The organism is Dokdonella sp. (assembly GCF_017744955.1).
In the GTDB taxonomy this organism is placed as follows: domain Bacteria; phylum Pseudomonadota; class Gammaproteobacteria; order Xanthomonadales; family Rhodanobacteraceae; genus Dokdonella_A.
The window spans coordinates 95,006-118,554 of record NZ_JAGIAG010000004.1 but is presented as its reverse complement, the minus strand read 5'-3'; the positions used below and the strand labels follow the sequence as shown (position 1 = coordinate 118,554).

The window sequence follows — 23,549 nt, the reverse complement described above, 5'->3', positions numbered from 1 at the left end:
CGGCGCAGTGCCGCCGCGCACCCTGCAAAAAGCGAAACTCCCGCGCGAGGCGGGAGTTTCGTGATCACCACTTGGCGATGCGACCTTACTGCACGCCGCCGACCGCGGCCTGGCCGATCTTGAACATGACGTCGGTGTTGTCGAAGACGCCGTGGAACAGGCTGGCGCCCTGGCCGAAGGCCGACAGCGGAATGTCGGTGCCGGTGTGCACGGCCTGGTCGCCGGCGACCTGGCCGACCACCAGGAATCCGACGCCTTCGTTGCGCACGCTCGGGTTCGCCGGCGATTCCGACGGCGGGAACGGCTGCTGCGTGTCCTTGGTCGGGAACGCGTTCGGCAGCCAGGTCTCGTAGCGGTCCGCGTTCGCGCCGTAGCCGATCAGCATCTTGTGGTCGACGTTGGTCGTGGTCGGATAGCCGTCCTCGGCGATCGTGTACTTCGGGAACTTCGCCGCTTCGTAGACGCCGACCGCGTCCTTGCCGAGCGCCGGATTCGCTTCGAGGTCGGCGGCCGTCTTCACCGACGCGCCGATGATCGCGGCGCCCGAGCATTCGTGGTCGGCGGTGACGATGACCAGCGTGTCCGGATTCTTCTCGGCGAAGGCCTTGGCGACGGCGACGGCGCGATCGAACTCGATCACTTCCAGCGGCCAGCGGTCGCTGTCCATCAGGTGCGCCTGCTTGTCGATCGAGGCGCCTTCGATCATCGCGACGAAGCCGTTCGGATTCTTCGACAGCACCTTCAGCGCGGCGTCGGTCATCTCGTCCAGCATCGGCTGGTCCGGAAAGCCGAACTCGTCGACGACGGTGCCGTCGCCGCGGCGGCCGGCGATCTTGTCGTAGGCGACGTTCATGTTCGAATACGCGAACAGGCCGAGCAGCTGGTCCGGCACGCCGCGCTTGAACAGCTCGTCGAGCGCGCTCTTGTCCGGCGCGTACTTGAAGCCGGCGGTCTGGAAGTCGGCGATCAGATCGCGTTCCGGATCGAGCTTGCCCGGCGCCGCGCCCCAGCCGGCGACGACGTCGGACGGCAGCACGTAGTCGTTCGCCTTGCGCCGCTGCGAGCCGTTCGCCGGCTGCGGGCTGACGCTGTTGGATTCGTTCGGCAGGAACCACTTGCGGCCGCCGCCCATCAGCACGCTGAGGCCGGTCAGGTGGCGGTCGTCGAGGAACTGGTCGACGATGCCGGTGCCGTTGCCGCGCGCGGAGGTGTGCACGCCGTTCGAAGCCGGCGTCGCGTCGAACACGTCGGCGGTGGTGATCACGCCGAGCGCCTTGCCCTGCAGGTTGTGCAGGTATTCGGACAGGTATTCGACGCGCGGATTGTCGAACGCGTTCAGCGTGTCGTCCGGGAACACGCCTTCCTCGTTGTTGTTGGCCTTGTTGCCGGTGACGTAGTTCTGCATGCCCGGCGCCGAGTCGGTGACGATCGAGTTCAGCGACGCCGTCATCACCATGCCCGTGTACGGGAAGGTGTCCATCGCCAGCTTGCCCTTCGCCTTGCCCTGCGCGTAGCCCTTGGCCATGATGCGGCCGGCCGTGCGGTGCGCCGCGCCCATGCCGTCGCCGAGCAGCACGATGATGTTCTTGGCGACCGCGCCTTCGCCCTTGTCGATGCCGACGATCTCGAAGTTGCCGACGGCGCTGATTTCCTTGCCGTCGTACTGGCGCGCGATGACCTTCAGTTCGTGCACGCCGGGCTTGGCGTTGGAATAGCCGCGCTGCGAGATCACGGCCGTGTTGGCCGGCAGGCCGGCGACCAGCGTGCAGCCGGACGCGCCCTTGGTCTTGCCGCTCTGCGCGTCGATGCAGGTTTCCGCCGGCCCGGTTTCAGTGACGTTGCTGAGCGTGCCGTCCTTGCGGCGCACGAAGTCGCCGTCGACGTAGAAGGTGAAGCTGCGGATGGTCTGGCCGGGATCGGGCTGCACGGTGGCCTGCAGGTCGAACAGCTGGCCCGGCAGGAAGCGCGCGACGACGGGATCGGCCTCGCCGGAGGCGAACAGCTCGCTCGGCGGCGTCAGGCGCGAAATGCTGGCGGCGGCGGCGTCGAGCGCGACGCCGCCCGACAGGGCGAGGATCAGGGTCGGAAGCGTCTTGCGGAGAAGATGCGGCATCGGAGTGGCTCCTGCAGGTAGTTCGAAATTCTGGCGAGAGGGCTCAGCGCGCCTTGGCGGACGATGTCGCTATCGTCTTGGCCTGGCGCAGCAAGCTGCGTTCGGGGGCGCGGTCGAGCTCGAGCACGGCCGGCGCGACGCGGCCGGCGCCGGCCATGTCGCGCGCGCCGACGTGCAGCGTGCCGGTCAGCTGGATGAGGCCGGCGAGCGGCGGGACGATCGTGTCCGCGCCCTTGGGCAGGGTCACGAAGATCGCGCTGGCCGGAATGTCGTCGGCGTAGGAATCGTCCGCGTCGCCGGCAGCGACCGGCAGCGGCGACAGCATGAAGCCGCCGGCGATCGGCGGTTCCTGCTGCACCATGTAGCCGACGATGCGCACGCGCTTGCCGTCGAGGCCGGCCAGCTTCTCGGTCGGCTCGAGACCTTGCGGCCCGACCGGCAGCTTGAACAGCTCGCGGAACTTCAGATCGGTGACGCCGGCCGGCGCGGCGCCGAGTGGTTTGGTCACGGCCAGCGAAGCGGGCGGCTTGACCACGCCGGGATGGCCGGCGGCGGCGTGTGCCGGAACGGCGGACGCAGCGAACAGGGCTGCACCGAGCGCGAGAACGCGTGCAAGGGAAAGTGCGAGAGAGGACATCCGACGGGCCTGTGGCGGCGCGCGGCAGGAGCGCCGTACGCGAACGGCGTCACGTTAGAGAGCCTGCGTGAAACTTAATTGACGCGGCGATGACAGATCGGCGTGCGCGGGCGGCTGAGCGATCTCGCGTGCGTCGGTCGCCGGATCATCCGCCGGGCGCGCGCGCGAGCGACGCGCGCAGGTGGGCGCGCTGGCGCCACAGGTCGGCGAGCCAGAATCCGAGCGCGATCGCGGCGCCGATCTCCGCGTACCGCGAGATGCCGACGCCGGCCAGCACCAGCAGCTTCACCAGCGGAACGAGGAAGATCAGACGCCAGCCGACGAACCGGCCGAACCAGTCGAACGCGCCGGCGCCGCTGCGATGGCGATAGCGGACGAAGGCCAGCACGGCGGCCGCCGCGGCCATGCCGGCCGAGACGATCATCACGAGCGGCCAGAGGTCCTCGCGCACCGCCAACGGCACCAGGCGACGCAGCGCCACCGCGGCGATCGCCAGCAGCGGGATGAAGCCGAGCCGCCACCACGCCGCGGGGCCGGGAGCGTCGTCCGCTTGCCCTCGATCCTGCCACTGCACCAGTCCCATCCAGGTGTAGTAGGCGACGCAGCCGACGCAGCCGTAGGCCAGCAGCAGCGTCATCAGCGGTGCGACGCCGCCACTGAGGAAGAGTCCGACGTCGATCAGCGTCGCCAGCAGCATCGCCGCGGCGAATCGCGCGGCCACCACCGTGACGCGCGACAGGCTGACGCGCGAGCGATCGCCGGCGCGCCGCCAGAACGCGATGCGCCGCCGGTCGAACGCCGGCGGCAGCGATTGGACTTTCGCCTGCTCCAGCCAGCGCAGGAAGTTCGCCATCTCGCTCGGCTGATACGGCGGCAGCGCCTTCCACAGCACCGCGAACCAGCGGAACGGACCCGACAGCATGGCGAACAGCGTGGCGGGCTCGGTATTGACCGGCGGCTGCGCGTGGCGCAGCTCGATGCGCAGTTCGCGCCGATCGGGCTGGCGCAGCAGCCATTCGACGTGCAGGCGGCGGCGCAGCAGGTTCAGCTGCAGCGCGTTCTGTCCGGACAGCACGTGGTCGAGATCGAAGAAGGCGAGGATGGCGTCGAGGCAGCGATCCGGCAGCGGCGGCGCGTAGCGATACAGCGCCGGCATCAGCGTCTGCGCGGCCTCCGCCTTGGTCGTCAGCGACCACAGCGGCGGCTGGCGATGCAGCCAGTCGCGCACGGCGTCGGCGTCACCGAGCGCCGCCTGTCGCACCAGCGTGTCGAAGAAGGCGTCGAAATCGAACGCGCTTCTCGCGTCGGCCACGTGCTCCGTCGGCGTTGCCTGCGGCGCAGGGTGGTCGGAGACGGTATCCCAGCGGACGTCGACGGGCGGCGCTTCATGCGGAATCCCGGTGTCGGTCGCCCGCGGCGGCGTCCAGGCGACCTGCACGGTCGGCGCATCCGGCGGCGCGAACGAGACGGCGGGCTGCGCCGGTTCGAGCGGCGGCGAGGATGCTTCGGCGGCGACCTCGTCGAAGCGAATGGGGGTGAACGCGTATGACACGACCGGCTCGGCGGGCGCGTAGGCATCGCGCTGGCGCACCCATTCCAGCGCGTGATGGTAGAGCTCGTTGAGATGCTGGAAACCGGCCGGGTCGACGTCGGGCCGCACCTCGCGCAGGCGCCTGGCGTATGCGCGCTTGACACTGCGCTCGTCGGCGTCGTCGTCGAGACCGAGCTGGAACAGGGGCGTGGACATCTCAGACGCTGGCTTCGAGGCGCTCCAGCGCCGCTTCCAGGCTGCGCCGGTGCTCGCCGATGCGCTGCTCGTCCTGGCTCGCCAGCACGCTCTGGAAATCGGCGATCCACTGTTGCAGCGTCTGGCGCTCGCGCAGGTGTTCCTCGTACAGCCGTTCGGCGCGCGCCAGCAGGGCGACGTTTTCCTGCTTGTCGCGCGGATGGATCTTGAGATCCGCCAGCGCGGCCAGGCGCGTGCGGATTTCTTCCGCGCTGAGGAGCCCCGGATTCTGTTCGAGCACCAGCTCGTGCGTCCTGCCGGTCGCGAGCACGGTGGCTTCGACCTGCAGCACGCCGTTGACGTCGTAGGTGAAACGCACCTTGACGCCGTTCTCGTGCCGCGGCGTGCGCGGCGGCAGATCGAGCAGCAGTTCGCCGAGCTTGACGTTGCGTTCGACCATCGGGCTCTCGCCCTGGTAGACGTCGATCGACAGCCGCGCCTGGTTGTCGTGCACCGGGTAGAACGTGTCCTCGCGACTGACCGGCACGGTGCTGTTGCGCTGGATGATCGGATGGAAGAAGCCGGTGCGGCGTTCGCCGTCCTCGCCTTCGCGCGAGACTTCGGTGCCGAGCGTGTACGGACAGACGTCGGTCAGGATCACTTCCTCGAGCCGCGCGTCGCGCGCCTTCAGTCCCGCCGCGACCGCGGCGCCGCGCGCGATCGCCTCGTCCGGATTGACGTGGCGCAGCGGCAGCCGGCCGAACATGCGCGAGACCAGCCGCGCGACCAGCGGCATGCGGCTGGCGCCGCCGACCAGGACGATCTCGTCCAACTGCGCCGGCTGGAGGCGCGCGTCGCGCATGGCGCGCTCCAGCGGCGCGCGCATGCGCTGGATCAACGGCTCGGCGAGCCGTTCGAAGCGTTGTTCGTCGATCTCCCACGGCGCCTCCTTGCCGCCGGCGCGCACTTCCAGGCGCACGCGCGCGTTGGCGCTGAGTTCGCGCTTCACCCGGTCCAGCCGGTGGCGCAACTGGCCGAGTTCAGCGGCGGCGAGCGCGCGTTCGTCGATGCCGAGGTCGGCGCAGCAGGCGCCGGTCAGCAGGTCGAGGAAGTCCTCGCCGCCGAGGAAGTTGTCGCCGGCGCTGGCGTGCACTTCGACGACGCCGTCGAACAGCTCAAGGATCGACACGTCGAAGGTGCCGCCGCCGAGGTCGAGCACCAGGAAGCGACTGCCTTCGCGCCGCTCCTGCAAGCCGTAGGCGAGCGCGGCCGCGGTCGGTTCGTTGATCAGGCGCTCGACGCGGATGCCGGCCAGCTCGCCGGCGGCGCGCGTGGCCTTGCGCTGCGCGTCGGAGAAGTAGGCCGGCACGCTGATCACCGCTTCCTCGACCTTCTCGCCGAGCGCAGCCTCGGCGTCGGCCAGCAGCGAGCGCAGCAGCAGCGCCGACAGTTCCTCCGGGCGGAAACCTCGCTCGCCCAGGCGCGTCTCGCGCGCGCTGCCCATCCAGCGCTTGAAGGTCGCCACGCTGCGCTCGGGATGCGTCGCCAGCCGGTCGCGCGCGGCCTGGCCGAGGATGAAGTCGCCGCGTTCGTCGACGCTGACCGCCGACGGCGTCAGCAGCTCGCCGAGCGCGTTCGGGAACAGCCGCGGCTCGCCGTCGATGAAGGCGCCGATCAGGGAGTTGGTGGTGCCGAGGTCGATGCCGACGATCATGATTCGTCCCTGATTGACTGTCTTTCATGAGAAGTGCGGCCAGGGATGGCCGCCGCTGGGGGGTGCCGAAGTCGTCATTCCAGCAAGCAGAGCAATCGTCGGCAAGATTGCAGCGATCAAGGACGATCGCATTTCACATCTCGGAGAATTGCGGCCATGGATGGCCGCGGTTGGACGTTCCGAAGCCGTTGTTCTGCCCGCAGAGCCATCGCCGGCAAGATCGCAGCGATCGAGGACGATCGCACTACATGCGAAACACGCCGAACCGGCCCGGCTCGATCGGCGCGTTCAGCGACGCGGAGATCGCCAGGCCCAGCACGCGGCGCGTATCGGCCGGGTCGATGATGCCGTCGTCCCACAGCCGCGCGCTGGCGTAGTAGGGATGGCCCTGGCGTTCGTACTGTTCGCGGATCGGCGTCTTGAAGGTTTCTTCCTCTTCCTTCGACCAGTGCTTGCCGGCCGCTTCGAGGCCGTCGCGGCGCACGGTGGCCAGCACGCTGGCGGCCTGCTCGCCGCCCATCACGCTGATGCGCGCGTTCGGCCACATCCACAGGAAGCGCGGCTGGTAGCCGCGGCCGCACATCGCGTAGTTGCCGGCGCCGAAGCTGCCGCCGATGACGACGGTGAACTTCGGCACGTGTGAGCAGGCCACCGCGGTGACCATCTTGGCGCCGTCCTTGGCGATGCCGGCCTGCTCGTACTTCTTGCCGACCATGAAGCCGGTAATGTTCTGCAGGAACACCAGCGGCACGTTGCGCTGGTTGCACAGTTCGATGAAGTGCGCGCCCTTCAGCGCGCTCTCGGCGAACAGGATGCCGTTGTTGGCGACGATGCCGACCGGATAGCCGTGGATGTGCGCGAAGCCGGTCACGAGCGTCTTGCCGTAGCGCGCCTTGAATTCCTGCAGTTCGGAGCCGTCGACGATGCGCGCGATGACCTCGCGGATGTCGAACGGCTTCCTCGTGTCGGCCGGTACGCAGCCGTAGAGTTCCTCGGTCGCGTACTTCGGCGCGACCGGTTCGCGCGTGGCGAGCGCGACGGTCTTCTTGCGGTTGAGGCTGGCGACGATGCCGCGCGCGATGTCGAGCGCGTGCGCGTCGTTCTCGGCGAAATGATCGGCGACGCCGGAGACCGAGGTGTGCACGTCGGCGCCGCCGAGCGTCTCCGCGTCGACGACTTCGCCGGTCGCCGCCTTCACCAGCGGCGGGCCGCCGAGGAAGATCGTGCCTTGTTCCTTGACGATGACGGTCTCGTCGCTCATCGCCGGCACGTAGGCGCCGCCGGCCGTGCACGAGCCCATCACGACGGCGATCTGCGGGATGCCGAGCGCGCTCATGCGCGCCTGGTTGTAGAAGATGCGGCCGAAGTGGTCGCGGTCCGGGAACACCTCGTCCTGCAACGGCAGGAAGGCGCCGCCGGAGTCGACCAGGTAGATGCAGGGCAGGCGGTTCTCGAGCGCGACTTCCTGCGCGCGCAAGTGTTTCTTCACCGTCATCGGGAAATAGGTGCCGCCCTTGACCGTGGCGTCGTTCGCGATGACCAGCACCTCGCCGCCGTGCACGCGGCCGATGCCGGTGATCACGCCGGCGCAGGGCGCGGCGTCCTCGTACATGCCGTGCGCGGCCAGCGGCGACAGCTCGAGGAACGGCGAGCCCGGATCGAGCAGGGCGCGGATGCGCTCGCGCGGCAGCAGCTTGCCGCGCTCGGTGTGCTTGGCGCGCGCCTTGTCGCCGCCGCCTTGCGCGACTTTCGCCATCTCGCGCTGCAGGTCGTCGACGGCGAGCTGCAGCTGGGCGGCGTTGGTCTGGAAGTCCGCCGAACGCGGATTGATCTGCGAGGAAAGAATGGTCACGTCAGTCGTCCACTGGGCCTGATTCGTTCGCGCTCGGCAGGAGCACGATGGTCACCGCGGCGACTTTTCCCTGATGGACGACGACACTGAGCTCGCTGCGGCGGCTCAGGCGGTATTTCAGGGCATGCATCGGTTCGCCGCTGATTTCGTTGTTCGACATCTCGCTGCGTCGGTCGGGCGGGCCGAGCGCTTCGAGCACGTGCGCCTCGGTGCTGCCGTCGATCCCGCTCTGCCAGGCGAGCAGGGTCTGGATTGCGGCGTCAGCGTCCGCCGGCAGGCGCTTGCGCACCGGCGTGTCGGCGGCCGTGGCGACGTTCGCGACGGCGCATGCCGTTGCCGCCAAGGCGGCCAGGCGAAACGCGGGGGGAAGTTTCCGAATCGGCATGTCGATTCCATGAGCAGGTTGCGACGCCGGACATTCGGTCGCGGTTCGCGAGGAAACGCTTGCGGCGGAGCCACGCATCGTTTCCCTCATCGGACGCTAGCACGCTCGGCCCGACAGCACATCCCGGTGACGGAAAAGGACGGCGAGCCGCGCTCCATTGAAGCACCGGCCGCTCGAGGCGGCCGGTGCGGGGGTGGAGCGTTCTGCGACAGGACTCAGTTCTTGTCCTTGTCCTTGCTGTCGACGGAGTCCTTCGCGGCGTTCTTCGCGTCGCGCGCGGTGTCGGCGATGTCGTGGCCGACCTCCTTGGTGCCTTCCTTGATCTCGTGACCGGCCGCCTTGGCGGCTTCCCAGCCGCTCTTGGCGGTTTCGGAAACGGCCTGGCCGGCGGCAGTGGCGCCTTCCTTGATCGCCGTGCCGGCGTGGCCGGCGGCTTCCTTGGTCGCGTCGACGGCATCGCCAGCCGCTTCCTTGGCCTTGTCGCCCGCGCTCTGCATGGCGTCGCCGGCCTGCGCGGCGGCGTCGCCGGCCGCCTTGCTGGCGTCGCTGGCGGTCTGCTGGGTCGCTTCCGCGGCCTTGCGCGCGGCTTCGGCGGTCGCGTCGGCCGCCTTCTGCGCGGCCGCCTTGGCGTCTTCGGCGGCCTGCTTGGTGGCGGCAGCGGCCTTGTCGGCGGCTTCCTTCGCCTGCTGCTGCGAGTTGTCGCTGCAGGCACCGAGCGCCACGACCAGCGCAGCGCCGAGCAGGAGCGGTTTCAGATTCGTCTTCTTCATGGTTTCCTCTACTCCCCGTTGTGGTTGCATGAACTGAAAGGCGGTTCTTGACGCGAATCAACGCGGATCAGGGCCGATGAAGAGCGATCCATTTTTGAAATAGCTCTATCGGCGCTCATCCGCGTCAAATCCGCGTCCGACCGCTTTATACCAACTCCACCGCGATCGCGGTCGCTTCGCCGCCGCCGATGCACAGCGAGGCGACGCCGCGCTTGCCGCCGCGCGCCTGCAGCGCGTGCAGCAGGGTGACGACCAGACGCGCGCCGGAAGCGCCGATCGGATGGCCGAGCGCGCAGGCGCCGCCGTTGACGTTGATCTTCTCGTGCGCGATGCCGAGATCCTTGATCGGCGCCATCGCGACCACCGCGAACGCCTCGTTGACCTCGAACAGGTCCACGTCGGCGACCTTCCAGCCGGCCTTCTTCAGCACGTTCTCGATCGCGCTGACCGGCGCGGTGGTGAACCACTGCGGTTCCTGCGAGTGCGTGGCGTGCGCGACGATGCGCGCGATCGGCTTGAGGCCGCGCTTGTTCGCCTCGTCGGCGCTCATCAGCACGGTCGCGGCGGCGCCGTCGGAAATGCTCGACGAGCTGGCGGCGGTGACGGTGCCGTCCTTCTTGAACGCGCCCTTGAGGGTCGGGATCTTGGCGATGTCGGACTTGCCCGGCTGCTCGTCGGTGGCGAATTCGACCTCGCCCTTGCGCGTGGCGACCTTGACCGGAACGATCTCGGAGGCGAACGCGCCGGAGGCGATCGCGGCCTGCGAGCGCTTGACCGACTCGATCGTATAGGCGTCCTGCTGCTCGCGCGTGAAGCCGTACTTCTCGGCAGTCGCCTCGGCGAACACGCCCATCGACTGGCCGTCGTACGGATTGGTCAGGCCGTCCCAGGCCATGTGGTCGACGAGCTTGGCGTCGCCGTAGCGCAGGCCGGGACGCGCGTTGACCATGTGCGGCGCGTTGGTCATCGACTCCATGCCGCCGGCGACGACGACGTCGGCCGAGCCGGCCTTGATCAGGTCGTTGCCGAGCATGATCGCCTTCATGCCCGAGCCGCAGACCTTGTTGATCGTGGTGCAGCCGGCCGATTTCGGCAGGCCCGCGGCGATCGCCGCCTGGCGCGCCGGCGCCTGGCCGAGGTTGGCCGGCAGCACGCAGCCCATGATGACTTCGGAGACGTCGTCCGCGGCGACGCCGCCGTGTTCGAGCGCGGCCTTGATCGCGGCGGCGCCCAGCGTCGGCGTCGGCACGCCGGTGAACTGGCCGAGCATGGAACCGATGGCGGTGCGCTTGGCGCCGACGATGACGACATCTGACATGGCAAACCTCGTTGCGGATGGCCGGCGCGGGATACGCCGACGAAGGCCGAGGATTATCGCGCCGTCGCTGCGCTGCGGCAAACGGAGCTAGAGCCTGAAATCGCCGCGCTTGCGAATCGCGCGTCGATCGGTTCGGGCACTCGATGCGCGGCGCCCCGACGCACGAACTTCAGCGAGAGCGGGTTCTGTTCGTCGCTCGACATGCTCGAAGCACATCTAGCGTGAATCCGGCAATCGGCGGCTCGGCATCGGATTCGCCCGGTCGCGCGTCTCGCAGAACCTCCAATACGCGCTCCAGCGAGAAGTGAATCTCCGGCATCGGAATCAGCTCTTGCCGTGGAACAACTCGCGCCCGATCAGCATGCGCCGGATCTCGTTGGTGCCCGCGCCGATCTCGTAAAGTTTTGCGTCGCGCAGGATGCGGCCGGTCGGATACTCGTTGATGTAGCCGTTGCCGCCGAGCGCCTGGATCGCCTCCAGCGCGACCTGCACCGCGCTCTGCGAGGCGTGCAGCAGGCACGAGGCCGGGTCGATGCGCGACTTCACGCCGGCGTCGTAGTTCTGCGCAACGAGGTAGGCGTAGCCGCGCGAGGACTGCAACGCGGTGTACATGTCGGCGATCTTGCCCTGCATCAGGCCGAAGGTGCCGATCGGCGCGTTGAACTGCTTGCGCTCGCGCACGTAGGGCAGGGCGATGTCGAGCGCGGCCTGCATCAGGCCGATCGGCCCGCCGCTCAGCACCAGGCGCTCGGTGTCCAGGCCGCTCATCAGCACGCGCACGCCTTCGTTGACTTCGCCGACGCGGTTCGCGTCGGGGATCTCGCAGTTGTCGAACACCAGCTCGCAGGTGTTGGAGCCGCGCATGCCGAGCTTGTCGAGCTTCTGCGCAGTGCTGAAGCCCTTCATGCCCTTCTCGACGAGGAAGGCGGTCATGCAGCGCGAGCCGGCCGGCCGGTGCGCGGTGCGCATGTAGACCAGCAGCACATCGGCGTCGGGGCCGTTGGTGATCCACATCTTCGAACCGTTGGCGACCCATACGTCGCCCTTCTGTTCGGCGCGGCAGGTCATCGAACCGACTACGTCGGAGCCGGCGCCCGGTTCGCTCATCGCCAGCGCGCCGACGAATTCGCCGCTGCACAGCTTGGGCAGGTATTTCTGCTTCTGCGCCTCGGTGGCGTTGTGGAAAATGTTGTTGACGCAAAGATTCGAATGCGCGCCGTAGGACAGGCCGACCGAGCCGGAGGCGCGCGAGATTTCCTCCATCGCGACCAGGTGCGCGAGGTAGCCGAGTTCCGATCCGCCGTACTCGCCCGACACCGTCACGCCGAGCAGGCCCATCTCGCCGAGCTTGCGCCAGAGGTCGGCGGGGAACGCGTTCTCGCGGTCGATCAGGTCCGCGCGCGGCGCGATTTCCTTCTCCGCGAACGCGCGTACGCTCTCGCGCAGCAGGTCGAGTTCTTCACCGAGAGGGAATGGGCGCATGGACGGGTCCGTCGTGGGAAACGAACCGAAATCATAGCGCCCGCGGATCGTTTGCGGGCAGGGCGCGCGTCGGCGGCCTTCCGCCGTCGCGGCCGTCGACGTGCCGGAGCGCGTGCTCCGGCACGTCGATCGGGGTCTGCTCTCAGGCCGCCTTTTCCGCCGTGGCCGGCTTCAACTGGCCGCGGATCGGCAATTCGCGGACGCGCTTGCCGGTGGCGGCGAAGAGCGCGTTGACGAAGGCCGGCGCGACCGGCGGCAGGCCCGGTTCGCCGACACCGCCGAGCGGCTGCGAGAAGTCCTCGTGGGCGACCAGGTGCACGCGGATCTCGCGCGGCGCCTCGTTCATGCGCAGGATCTGGAACTGGTGGAAGTTGGTCTGCTCGGCGCGGCCTTCCTTGAAGCTGACCTCGCCGTAGCGCGCCAGGCCAATGCCCTGGATCACCGAGCCTTCCATCTGCGAGCGCACGCGTTCGGGATTGATCTGCGGGCCGCAGTCGACCGCGATGTCGACGCGCGGGATGACGATGGTGCCGTCGTCGCCGACCTCCACTTCGCACACCACCGCGGTGTAGGTGACGAAGCTGCGGTGCGCGGCGAGACCCAGGCCGCGTCCCTTCGCCAGTTTGCGGCCCCATCCGGCTTCCTTGGTCACCGTCTCGATCACGCGGCGCCAGCGCGCCGTGTCGATCGGATACTTGGCCGGGTCTTCGCCGTAGTTCCACGGCTCCACGCCGTCGGCCAGCTTCGAATCGACCGCGCGGTCGGGGCCGAGCAGTTCGAGCAGGAAGTCCTTGTGGTCGCGTCCGGCCGCGTGGGCGAGTTCGGCGACGAAGCTCTGGATCGCGAACGCGTGCGGAATGTTGTAGACCGAGCGGAACCAGCCGATGCGCGTGTGCGCGGCGGCCTCGGGATTCTCCAGGCGCACGTTCGGGATCGCGAACGGCAGGTCGGTGATGCCCATGCCGAGTTCGAAGGAGCCTTCGTGCTTCGGATCGGGTCCGAAGGTCGAACCGATCGACGGCGCCGCGATGCGGTGCAGCCAGCCGCTGACCTTGCCGGACTTGTCGAGCGCGGCTTCGAAGTGCGAATGCGCGACGGCATGGAAGTAGTCGTTGACGAGGTCGTCCTCGCGCGTCCAGGTCACCTTGACCGGCTTGCCGAGCTGCCGGGACAGCAGCGCGGCCTCGACGATGAAGTCCGGCTTGGACTTGCGCCCGAAGCCGCCGCCGAGCAGGGTCACGTTGATCGTCACCTTGTCGGCGTCGAGGCCGAGCGCCTTGGCCACTTCCTCGCGCGCCGCCTGCGGCGCCTGCGTGCAGGCCCAGACTTCGCAGCGCCCGTCCTTGAACTGCGCCAGCGCGGCCGGCGGCTCCATCGTCGCGTGAGCGAGGTGCGGCACGTAGTAGTCGGCGCTGACCTTCTTCGCCGCCGCGGCGAACGCCTTGTCGACGTCGCCGTCGTCGCGGATGCGCTTGCCGGGCTTGCGGTTGGCCGCTTCCAGCTGCTTGCGGTAGGCGAGCGAGTCGTAGCTCGCGTTGGGGCCGGCGTCCCACTGGATCTTCAGCTGCGCGCGCGCCTTGATCGCGCTGCCGGTGTTGTCGGCGACGACGGCGACGCCGCCGAGCGGCCGGAAGCCCGAGGGCAGCGGCGTCGTGTCGAGCGGCACGATCTTGACCACGCCCGGCAGCTTGTCCGCGCCGGCCGCGTCGAACGAGGCGACCTTGCCGCCGTACACCGGCGGCCGCGCGACGACCGCGAACAATGTGCCGGGCAGATGCGCGTCGATGCCGTACTGCGCGCGGCCCGCGACGATGTCGGCACCGTCGATCAGGTTGGTCTTGCCCTTGCCGATGTAGCGGAATTCGGCCGGCGCCTTCAGTTTCAGCGTGTCGGCTTTCGGTGCAGGCAGCGCCGCGGCCTTGGCGGCGAGTTCGCCGAACGTCATCTTGCGTCCGGACTTGGCGTGCACGACCTCGTGCACGCCGGTCTTCACCTCGGCGACGTCGACCGCCCAGGCCGCGGCCGCGGCGGCTTCGAGCATCGTGCGCGCAGCGGCGCCGGCGCGGCGCAGGGCGGCGAAGCTCTGGCGCAGGCTGCGCGAGCCGTCGGTGTTCTGGTTGCCGTACTTCGGTTCGTCGCCAGGCGCCTGCTTGACCTTCACGCGCGCCCAGTCGGCGCCGAGTTCGTCGGCGATCACCATGGCGACGCTGGTGCGCACGCCCTGGCCCATCTCGGCGCGGATGCAGACGATGCTGACCGTGCCGTCGGCGGCGATCTCGACGAACAGGTGCGGATCGTCGCGCAGCCCGTGCGGCATGCCTTCGCCGCCGTACTTCGGCGCTTCCTCCTTCTTTTCCTGCGCGTGCACGAGACGCGCCAGCGCGCCGCCGCCGAAGGCGAGCACGAGGCTGCCGGCGCCGAAGCCGCGCAGGAAGCCGCGGCGACTGTCGTTGACGATGATCAGCTGGTCGGCAGGGGAGCGCTTCATTTCGTCTCTCCCTGCGCGGCGGCCTGCTTGATCGCGGCGCGGATGCGCGTGTAGGTGCCGCAGCGGCACAGGTTGCCGGACATCATCTCGTCGATGTCGGCGTCGCTCGGGTTCGGCTTGGTCTTCAGCAGCCAGGCCGCCTGCATGATCTGGCCGGGTTGGCAGTAGCCGCACTGAGCCACGTTCAATTCCTGCCAGGCCTTCTGCAGCGGGTGCTGACCGTCGGGCGAGAGGCCTTCGATCGTCGTCACCTGCTTGCCGGCGGCGGCGGCGACCGGCGTGACGCACGAACGCGTCGCCTGGCCGTCGATGTGCACCGTGCAGGCGCCGCACAGCGCCATCCCGCAGCCGAACTTGGTGCCGGTCTGGCCGAGCGCGTCGCGCAGGTACCAGAGCAGCGGAAGGGTCGGATCGCCGTCGAACTGTCGTTCGCTTCCGTTCACCGTGAGCGTGATCATCGTCCACCTCTTCGTGGGTGATCGCGCGGCGGCTGGGCCGCACGATCTGCCTGCGTCGTGTGCCGCCGTGCAGCGCCGATGCCGCGTGGCGGATTCGCTGCGCGGAAACGCGCAGCCGCGCATAGCCTAAGGGATATCGGCTGCGCTTGTCGTAAGGAGAAAGTGATGACCGTCGTGGCGCGCAATCCCGCCCGTCGAGGGGCGCCGGGGGCGCTGACGAAGAAGCGATCTCTCGCAGAGACGCAGAGGCGCGGAGAAGAGCGCTCAGGCGGAAAACTGCTCTTTGCCTTTCTCCGCGCCTCCGCGTCTCTGCGAGAAAAGCTCTTCTGAAAGAGGCAGCACCGCCGACAGGCGGCGCTGCACGCAATGAAGCGGGTGACCTGGCGGGTCGCAGGTGCGCCCGGCCGTCGGTCCGGCAAGGCGGGCGCCATTGCCGTATGCGGACGAATCGCTCCGCAGTTACTGTCCGCGCATGCGGCCGAGGAAGCGCGGCGAGCCGTTGCCCATCGTCGGCAGCTTGATGCGGCCGATCGCGGCGATGCGCTCTTCCGCCATGCGGTCGGCGGCGAGGTAGGTCGGGATCGAGTCGCGCTTGGCGATCTCGAAGATGCGGCCGACGTTGTAGTAGATCGTGCGCATCATGCGCATCGCGCGCTCGCGGTTGTAGCCGTCGATCTCCAGCGAGACGTTCATCACGCCGCCCGCGTTCACCGCGTAGTCCGGCGCGTACAGGATGCCGCGCTTCTCGACCTCGGCGCCGATGGCGTTGTTGGCGAGCTGGTTGTTGGCGGCGCCGCAGATGATCTTGCACTTCAGGCGCGGCAGCGTCGCCTCGTTGATCGTGCCGCCGAGCGCGCACGGGCTGTAGACGTCGGCGTCGGTGTCGTAGATCTCGTCGAGGCCGACCGCGATGCAGCCGTGCTCGTCGACGGCCTGCTGCACGAGCTGCTTGTTGATGTCGGTGACGTAGATCTTCGCGCCCTGCTCGCGCAGCAGCTTGACGAACTCCATGCCGACGTGGCCGAGGCCCTGCACGGCGTAGCTGTACTTGCCGACTTCCTCGTTGCCGAACTTGTGGCTCAGCGCGGCCATCAGGCCCTGCAGCGTGCCGTAGGCGGTGAACGGCGAGGGATCGCCCGAGCCGCCGTGGACCTGGTGCACGCCGGTGACAAACTCGGTCTCGCGGAACACCCACTCCATGTCGTTGACGTCGATGCCGACGTCCTCGGCGGTGATGTAGCGGCCGTTCAACGAGCCGACGAAGCGGCCGAAGGCGCGGAACAGCGCTTCGGACTTGTCCTTGGCCGGATCGCCGATGATGACCGCCTTGCCGCCGCCGAGGTTGAGGCCGGCGACCGCGTTCTTGTAGGTCATGCCGCGCGACAGGCGCAGCACGTCGTTCAGCGCCTCCGCCTCGTTCTTGTACGGCCACATGCGCAGGCCGCCGAGTGCCGGGCCGAGCACGCTGTTGTGCACGGCGATGATGGCTTTCAGGCCGGCGTCCTTGCTGTGGCAGAACACGACCTGCTCGTGGCCGGTCTCGGCGATGGTTTCGAAAATCATGGCAACTCCGAATGTGGCGCTGGGCGGAAGCGGGGCGACGAAAGTGCGCCTTCGGCGAGAACCAGCCGCAGGAATGCGCGTTATCGCATTGTTCCTGCTGGAATGTTCCCGTCGTGTCGTCGGCCGCGGGGAGAAAACGGCGCGTAGTGTAGTCCTCCGGCGCGGAGACACAACACCCGAACGGCACGGCGCGCCGCGCGCGGATGCTGCATCGCGCGTTGTCGCGCGTCGTCGTCGGGGGCAAGATCGAGCGCTCCGCCGCCTCCGTCGAGGAAGTCGCCATGCCGTTCGCGCATCCCCGTTCGTCGTTCGTGTTCGCCGCCGCCTGCCTGATGCTGCTTCCGCTGTCCTCGATCGCGCAGGACGCCGCCGAACGCCAGGCCGCCGCCGCCGTGTTCGGCGCCTACAACAAGATGCTGGAAGCGAAGTTCGCGGTCGACATCCAGTCCACCGACGACAAGGGCAACCAGGCCAAGGCGCTGGCCGAGTACGAGAGCCTGTCGCGCTTCCACGTCAAGACCGACCGCCTCGAGATCGTCAGCTTGCCCGAAGGCAGCTGGGTCAAGGCCGACCAGGCCGGCTGGACGCGCTCGCCGGCCGAGATGGCGGCGATGGTGAAGCAGTTCGTGCCGAAGTCGGCGGCGGAGCTGCAGGCCAGTTCGAGCAACTTGAAGGACGAAGGCGCGACCACCTGGAACGGCCAGCCCGCGCACGCCTACAGCTACGACACGCGCATGCAGGTGATGGGCGCCGACGTGAAGGCGCACAACAAGGTCGTCATCGACCAGGCCGGGCGGTTGGTCCGCTCGGAGAGCGACGGCGAGGCGATGGGCATCAAGTCGCATTCGGTGCAGCAGATCCGCTACGACGAGGCGATCGAGGTCGCGCCGCCGCGCGAGTGAGGTCGCTCGCGGCGCTGATTCGGACGGCGCGCTTCTGCGTTTCACATCGGAGTTCCGGAACGCCCGAACGATGCTTCAGACGTCGTGCCCGAGCGCGGGCATCCATGGAAGACGTTCTTCGGATGAAGGCTTGCAACGGTTGAGAAGCGCTTCGCATTCGCGGGAATGAATTCGACGTGTCGGTCGAGGGATCCTGCGCCAGCAAAGCGCGTTGAACTGTATGGAACGATCGTGCTATTTTCCGATCCATGCAGACCGAACACCGAGCCGCCACCGCGAAAGGCGCCGCCACGCGCAGCCACATCGTCGAACGTGCGCTGGAGATGGTGCGCGTCGCCGGCTTCGACGGCTTGTCGATCGGCAGCGTCGCCGAGACCGCGGCGATGTCCAAGAGCGGGGTGTTCGCGCATTTCGGTTCGCGCGAGGAATTGCAGCTCGCGGTGCTCGACGCCGCCGCCGAGCGGTTCACGCGCGAGGTGTTCGTGCCGGCCCTGCGCGCGCCGCGCGGCCTGGCTCGCTTGCGCGCGATCGCGGCGCATTGGCTCGATTGGCTGCGCATGAGCGAGGGCGGCTGCCCGATGGTCGGCGCCGCCGTGGAGTTCGACGACCGCCAGGGACCGGTGCGCGAACGCGTCGTGTTCTACGAGGAGCGCCTGCGCGCCGAGCTGGTGCGCGCCGTGCGCATGGCGATCGAGACCGGCGAGCTGCGCGCCGACACCGACGCCGAACAGGTCGCGTTCGAGCTGTTCGCGATCGCGCTCGCCACCCATCACGATCATCGCCTGCTCGGCGATCCCACGCCGCGCGGCGATCGCGCCGTCGAGCGTCTGATCGATTCCTTCCGCATCTGATTCGAACGAGGTTCGCCATGGCCGGTTTCGCGCCACAAAAAAGCACGATCGTTCCAAAAAGAGTGATCTTCGCCGCGCTGCGAGCGCGCTACGCGCTCGGCGCCCGCCTCGCGCCGGAGGACACCGCGCGTCGCGCGCTGCGCTTGTTCGGCACGCCATTGCCGTCCAGCCGTTCGCGCGCGCGACAGGCCGACGACGGCGGCGCGGCACTGTCGACGCTCGACAGCGGCGGCGTCGCGTTGAGCCACTACGTGTGGGGCGACCCGCATGCCGAGCCGTACGTCCTGCTCGCGCACGGCTGGTCCGACTACGCGCTGCGCCTGCTGCCGTGGGTGCGCGCCTTGCGTGCCGCCGGCTACGCGGTGGTCGCGTTCGATCAGCCCGGCCATGGACGCAGTGCGCCGGGGCGCGGCTATCTGATCGACTTCGCCGCGCACATCGCCACGGCGGTGCAGCGCTTCGGTCCGGCGGCGGCGATCGTCGGTCATTCCTTCGGCGCCGCTGCGGCGGCGCTGGCGATGTCGGAAGGTGCGCGCATCGATCGCGCGGTGCTGATCGCGCCGCCCGCCGACGTGGTCGCGGCGACGCATCGCTTCGCGCGCGGCTTGTCGATGCCGGCGCGGATCGCACAGCGCATGTGCGCGCTGGTCGAAGCGGAGATCGGGCGAGAACTGGAATCGTTCCAGATCCAGCGTCGCGCGCCCGCGCTGGCGCCGCCGGCCCTGGTCGTGCACGACCTCGACGATCGCGAGGTGCCGTGGGCCGAAGGCGAGCGTTACGCGCGCTACTGGCCCGGCGCGCGCCTGCTCAACACCGCCGGGCTCGGTCATCAGCGCATCCTCGTCGATGCCGGCGTGATCGAGCAGGCGCTGCGCTTCCTTCGCGGCGCCGAGGTCGGCGAGCGGGTGGTGTCGACGTTCGAGTTGCCGTTCGGGGTGGCTTGAAGGACTCGGAAGACTTCGAGCCGCCTCATGGTCGTCGTCGCCGCGAGCGCGGGACTGCGAACACATGGATGCCGAAGCGGCCATTCGCGCAGCGAGTGATCGAAGAGTGCGCAGCGGAACCGCTGCGCGTCCTCCCTTCGACTTTCCTCAGGTTCGATCCGGATCTCCTGGACGAAAGCCCTCCAGGCGACCGTCTGGAGGGACACGCGACTCAGAGCGCGGCGTCGAAGCCGTCGGCGAAGATCCGATCCAACTCGTCCGCCTCGTAGGCGCCGACGTCGCACGCCGCCGTGCCGTCGCCATTGCCGTCCTGCGGGCGCGGATGGCTGCGCTGGTCGAGGTTGCCGACCGGCGCCGCGGCGCAGGCGTCGTCGTCGCCGCTGTCGATCGCGACGCTGCCGGGAAGCAGCGCATGCGTCCACGTCGGCCCGCCGTTGTCGGCCAGCGGCGCCAGCGCCAGGGCCGCGGCGGCGACCGGCACGCCGCCGATCAACGTATCGTTGCCGCAACTGGCGTCGGTGGCGATGTTGTGCGTGCTGCCCGCGACCTCCAGCGGCTTGCTGCACAGCGCCGCTCCGCCTTCGGCGGTCGAGGCGATCACGCTGTTGGTGGCCATGATGAGGCCGGTGCCGGGATTGGCGGCGATGGCGATCGCGACGCCGCCGGCCGAGACCGAGGCGTTGTCGACCACCGTGCTGTTGCTCAGCGTGATGTTGCCGGAAACGCTCATCGCGCCGCCGTCGATGAAGCCGCCTTCGGCGTTGTCGCCGAGCGTGCGGTTGCCCGACACCGTGCTGTTGATCAGGAACGCGTTGCCGCCGACGGCGAGGGCGCCGGCCTGGCTGCCGTTGCCGCGCGTCTCGTTGTCGGAAAGGGTGCTGTTGACGAAGGTCGCGTCGAACCAGTACCAGAACACGACGATGCCGCCGCCGCCGGCCTTGTCGCCCTGCGTCCAGTTGCCGGCGATGGTGCTGTCGACTACGGAGGCGGCTCCGAACACGACCATCACGCCGCCGGCCAGTCCGCCGTAGCCCTCGGTCCAGTTGCGCGTGATCCGGCTGCGCAGGATCTCGGTGGTGGTGGCCGTGGCCAGTGCGCCGCCGACGGCGTTCGCTCCCGCCGTGGAATTGCCGCTGACGACCGAATCGACCAGATGGAAGGCGGACATGCTGCGTACCGCGCCGCCGTTCTCGCCGTCGGCGGTGGTGCGCCCGCCGGTCAGGGTCAGGCCGGAAAGCGTCGTCTCGTAGGAGGTTTCCTGGTCGCCTTCGATGTCGAAGAGGCGCGACTGGCCTTGTGCGTCGATCGTCAACGCGTCGGCGCCGGGGCCGCTGATGATGACCTTGTCGGAGATCGTCAGCTGGCCACTCGTCAGGGCGATCGTTCCGGTGACCTCGGGCGCGAACACGATCTCGTCGTTGCCGACGTCGCCGGAGGCGCAGCCGGCGACGGCCGCGTTGGTGTTCGCGGCGGCGATCGCGTCGCGCAGAGTGCACTGGTCCGGCACCGAGCCGTCGGCGCTGGTGGTGACGGTGATCGTGGCCGCGCCGGCGGCCGCCGGCAGCAGAGCGACGGCCAGGGCGACGGCGAGCGAGCGGCGTCGGCAGGAGCTGATGAGCATGAGCGGGTTCCGTTCCAGGGACGCCGGAACATCCGCCGGCGCATCGGCGCGGCGCCGCCGGCACCGCAGCCCCCGACGCTAGTCGCGGCGCGTGAGGAAGTCGTTCCGGACGCGTTCGAATCCGTCTGCAAACCCTTTCAAATCCGCGAATGTGAAAGGGTTTGCCCAGGAGCGGGAAGGATGACCGGCCTTTCGCTTTGTTCGCACGGCGTGCTCGCCCTTCGGGCCGGCTTCGTCATTCGCTCGCCACGCCCGCCGTCGCGGAATGACGGCCATCGACGTTTTTCGAGGCGCCTTTCAGCGGCTGGCAACGACCGTCGGCGGTTCCAGCAATACCGCCGGGATCGTGCGTTCGCCGGCCAGTTGCCGCGCCTGCTGCAAGGCGCGCGTCCAGGCCTCCGGCTCGCCGCCGGCGTGGAAGACCGCGGCCTGCAGCAGCGCGCTGTCGAAGTCGCGGTCGGCCCAGACGCCGGCGCGTCCGCTGCGCGCGGCCGCGTCGGCGGTGCGCTGGCGCGCGAGCAGCCAGGGCACGTAGGCGCCGCTCGCCAGCACGATGCCGTCCGGTACGCCCTGCGTTTCGGCGAGGTCGGCGGCTTCGCGCAGCAGGGCTTCGGCGTCCGCGCCACTGCCGTGGGCGGCGGCCCATTCGGCGCGCGCGACCCGGTCGGGCACGGCGAAGCCGGGATCGCCGCGCGGTTCGAGGGCGTCGATGCGCGCCTCGGCCGGTTCGCCGACGGCGATCGAGGCACGCTGGCGCAGCAGCGCGGCGCGGGCGCGCTCCTCGGCCTCGGCGTTCGACTCCGGCGGCCAGACTTCGAGCGCACGGCTGGCCGCCGCCAGCGATTCGCGGGACTGGCCGCGCCGCGCCGCCAGCTCGGCGCGCGCGAGCAGGGCGTAGCGCAGGTATTCGGGGGCGAAGTCGGGCTGCGCATCGGCCGGGTACGGCGCCAGCACGCGCTCGGCTTCGGCCAACCGGCCGTTGCCAATCAGCGCCATCGCGTAGTAACCCTCGCTGGCCGCGCGCAGCCCGGTGTTCTCCAGCCGTTCGCGCAGCGCCCACAGCCGCTCGCCGGTGGCCAGCGCGTCGGGCCATTGCAGCAGACGCATCTGCGACTGCAGCAGCGCGGTGAGGTTGTAGCGCAGCGAGTCGATCGAGCCGAACGACTCGGCGATCTCGGCGGCGGTGCGGAAGTAGGGCAACGCCTCGCCGACGCGAAGGCGCGCCAGTTCCAGGTGGCCGAGGTAGTTGTTCATCTCGCCGAGCGTGTGGCGGTCGCCGGCGATCTCCAGCTGCGCGCGCGCCTGGCCGAAGTCCAGCGCGGCCGCGTCGAGCTGGCGCAGCATCACGTGCGCGACGCCGCGCTCGGCCAGGGCCATGCCGAGCGCGCCCGGCGCGCGCACGCCGTCCAGCGCATGCACGGAGGCGTCGAACGACGGCGCCGCCGCGGCCCAGCCGCGGTCCTTGCCGATCGCGATCCAGCCGCGCATGCGCAGCGCCCGCGCGCGCAGTTGCGGCAGCGCGGCGGCGGCCGGGTCGGCCAGCACGCGCTCCACGATCGCCTCGGCGCGGTCGAGCTGGCCGGCGTGGAACTCGACACGCGCGAGTTCGTAGCGCAGTTCCGGCGCCTCGCGCATCGCGTCGGGCGCGCTTTCGATGGCCGCGCGTCCGGCGTCGAGCTGGTTCGCCAGCAGGGCGGCGCGGGCGCGCTGCAGGCGTTCCTCCAGCGGCGTATCGGTGGCCGCCTCGTCGGCGGCGTGCCGGCCGAGCGCGGTGAGCAGCAGGTCGGAGGCGCGCCGCGCGGAGTCGACCAGTTCGTAGCGGCCGGACTCGACGCGCCGGCGTGCGTCGTCGGCCGCGTCCGCGCTCAGCTCGACGGTCCAGCCGTCCTTCGCGTGCGTGGCGACGCCGTGCACGAGCAGGCCGGCGCCGAGCGTGCGGCGCAGCGCGGCCTCGCGTTCGGCTTCCGGCAGCGCGGCGCTGGCGTGCACCGCGGCGACCACCGCGTCGCTCGGCGGCACCGGCAGGCCGGCGCGGCGCAGGCGGCCGGCGACCTGATCCATCACGCCGAGCCGCGCCCAGCTGGCATCCACTTCCTCCGGCGCGTCGACCTCGAACGGCAGCACGATGACGGCTTCGCCCGAGGCGTTCGCCAGCGGCCGTGGCGCGAACAGGCGCCAGCCTGCGGTGAGCAGGACGGCGAATACCAAAGCGGTCAGCAGGATCGCGCCTATGCGGCGGTGTGCGCGGGGCGGCGTGGCTTGGTCGGTCGATCGCGCGGCGTTGGCCTCGACGGTCGCTGCCTCGGCGGCCGGCGCAGCGGACGGCGCTTCCGCCGGCGCCTCGTCCGTGTCGATCGCCTCGGTCGGCACCACCCAGCGATAGCCGAAGCCGGCGATCGTGCGCACGCTGTGCTGCGCCTGGCTGTCGTCGCCGACGGCGCGGCGTACCTGCATGATCAGCTGGCTGAGCTGCGCGTTGGCGACGTCGACGCGGCCCCACAGCGCGGCGATCAGCTCGTCGTGGCCGACCGCGCGTTCGCGCTGCTCGACCAGGTAGGCCAGGCCGTCGAACACGCGTCGCGGCAGCGACAGCAGCTCGCCGTCGCGCCGCAGCTCGCGCGCGGCGGGATGGATGAGGTACTCGTCGATGCGGTACACGCCGAAGCGGTACGCGCGCGGCGTCGGGGCGCGGGATGCCACGGGGCGGGGGATTTCCGGTGCCGAA

General features: G+C 69.6%; 17 protein-coding genes. 3 read left to right on the top strand and 14 right to left on the bottom strand.

The features are described from left to right. Window positions 1-85: 85 nt before the first annotated feature. The 12 genes from J7520_RS11055 to J7520_RS11000 form a co-directional block, all read right to left on the bottom strand. Window positions 86-2,113, bottom strand: a complete 2,028-nt coding sequence (locus J7520_RS11055) for an alkaline phosphatase (protein WP_291188060.1) — start codon at window positions 2,111-2,113, stop codon at window positions 86-88. Between the two features lie 43 nt (window positions 2,114-2,156). Further along, on the bottom strand, window positions 2,157-2,750 hold the full coding sequence (locus J7520_RS11050) for a hypothetical protein (RefSeq protein ID WP_291188058.1): 594 nt from the start codon (window positions 2,748-2,750) through the stop codon (window positions 2,157-2,159). A 145-nt stretch (window positions 2,751-2,895) separates the two neighbouring features. After that, complete coding sequence (locus J7520_RS11045; RefSeq protein WP_291188055.1) at window positions 2,896-4,497, bottom strand: hypothetical protein; 1,602 nt, start codon at window positions 4,495-4,497, stop codon at window positions 2,896-2,898. 1 nt (window position 4,498) lies between these two features. Next, complete coding sequence (locus J7520_RS11040) at window positions 4,499-6,190, bottom strand: Hsp70 family protein (protein ID WP_291188052.1); 1,692 nt, start codon at window positions 6,188-6,190, stop codon at window positions 4,499-4,501. A 244-nt stretch (window positions 6,191-6,434) separates the two neighbouring features. Next, a complete protein-coding gene (locus J7520_RS11035) occupies window positions 6,435-8,042 on the bottom strand; it encodes a carboxyl transferase domain-containing protein (RefSeq protein WP_291188049.1) in 1,608 nt (535 codons plus the stop codon). 1 nt (window position 8,043) lies between these two features. Then, complete coding sequence (locus J7520_RS11030) at window positions 8,044-8,505, bottom strand: hypothetical protein (protein ID WP_291188046.1); 462 nt, start codon at window positions 8,503-8,505, stop codon at window positions 8,044-8,046. 137 nt (window positions 8,506-8,642) lie between these two features. Continuing rightward, a complete protein-coding gene (locus J7520_RS11025) occupies window positions 8,643-9,197 on the bottom strand; it encodes a hypothetical protein (RefSeq protein ID WP_291188043.1) in 555 nt (184 codons plus the stop codon). 145 nt (window positions 9,198-9,342) lie between these two features. After that, window positions 9,343-10,515, bottom strand: coding sequence for a thiolase family protein (locus tag J7520_RS11020; RefSeq protein ID WP_291188040.1), 1,173 nt, complete (start codon window positions 10,513-10,515; stop codon window positions 9,343-9,345). Window positions 10,516-10,839: 324 nt separating this feature from the next. Then, window positions 10,840-11,997 (bottom strand): isovaleryl-CoA dehydrogenase, encoded by a 1,158-nt coding sequence (locus J7520_RS11015; protein WP_291188037.1) that lies wholly within the window; start codon window positions 11,995-11,997, stop codon window positions 10,840-10,842. Window positions 11,998-12,139: 142 nt separating this feature from the next. Beyond that, entirely contained in the window at window positions 12,140-14,485 is a 2,346-nt protein-coding gene (locus J7520_RS11010) for a molybdopterin cofactor-binding domain-containing protein (RefSeq protein WP_291188034.1), read from the bottom strand. Beyond that, the gene (locus J7520_RS11005; protein WP_291188031.1) at window positions 14,482-14,943 is read right to left on the bottom strand and encodes a (2Fe-2S)-binding protein; all 462 of its coding nucleotides are present in this window, start codon (window positions 14,941-14,943) and stop codon (window positions 14,482-14,484) included. Before J7520_RS11005 ends, J7520_RS11010 begins: the two co-directional genes overlap by 4 nt. A gap of 459 nt (window positions 14,944-15,402) precedes the next feature. Continuing rightward, window positions 15,403-16,506 (bottom strand): Glu/Leu/Phe/Val dehydrogenase dimerization domain-containing protein, encoded by a 1,104-nt coding sequence (locus J7520_RS11000; RefSeq protein ID WP_291188029.1) that lies wholly within the window; start codon window positions 16,504-16,506, stop codon window positions 15,403-15,405. Between the two features lie 203 nt (window positions 16,507-16,709). Here J7520_RS11000 and J7520_RS10995 point away from each other — a divergent pair, with 203 nt between their 5' ends. The 3 genes from J7520_RS10995 (at window position 16,710) to J7520_RS10985 (ending at window position 19,203) form a co-directional block, all read left to right on the top strand. Next, window positions 16,710-17,408, top strand: a complete 699-nt coding sequence (locus tag J7520_RS10995) for a hypothetical protein (protein WP_291188026.1) — start codon at window positions 16,710-16,712, stop codon at window positions 17,406-17,408. A 248-nt stretch (window positions 17,409-17,656) separates the two neighbouring features. Next, entirely contained in the window at window positions 17,657-18,259 is a 603-nt protein-coding gene (locus tag J7520_RS10990; protein ID WP_291188023.1) for a TetR/AcrR family transcriptional regulator, read from the top strand. A gap of 17 nt (window positions 18,260-18,276) precedes the next feature. After that, window positions 18,277-19,203 (top strand): alpha/beta fold hydrolase, encoded by a 927-nt coding sequence (locus tag J7520_RS10985; RefSeq protein ID WP_291188020.1) that lies wholly within the window; start codon window positions 18,277-18,279, stop codon window positions 19,201-19,203. Window positions 19,204-19,414: 211 nt separating this feature from the next. Here the strand turns inward: J7520_RS10985 and J7520_RS10980 are convergent, their stop codons facing one another. Together J7520_RS10980 and J7520_RS10975 are read right to left on the bottom strand one after the other, a co-directional pair. Beyond that, window positions 19,415-20,824, bottom strand: coding sequence for a choice-of-anchor Q domain-containing protein (locus J7520_RS10980; RefSeq protein WP_291188017.1), 1,410 nt, complete (start codon window positions 20,822-20,824; stop codon window positions 19,415-19,417). A gap of 297 nt (window positions 20,825-21,121) precedes the next feature. Continuing rightward, window positions 21,122-23,524, bottom strand: coding sequence for a winged helix-turn-helix domain-containing protein (locus tag J7520_RS10975; protein WP_291188014.1), 2,403 nt, complete (start codon window positions 23,522-23,524; stop codon window positions 21,122-21,124). Window positions 23,525-23,549 lie beyond the last annotated feature (25 nt).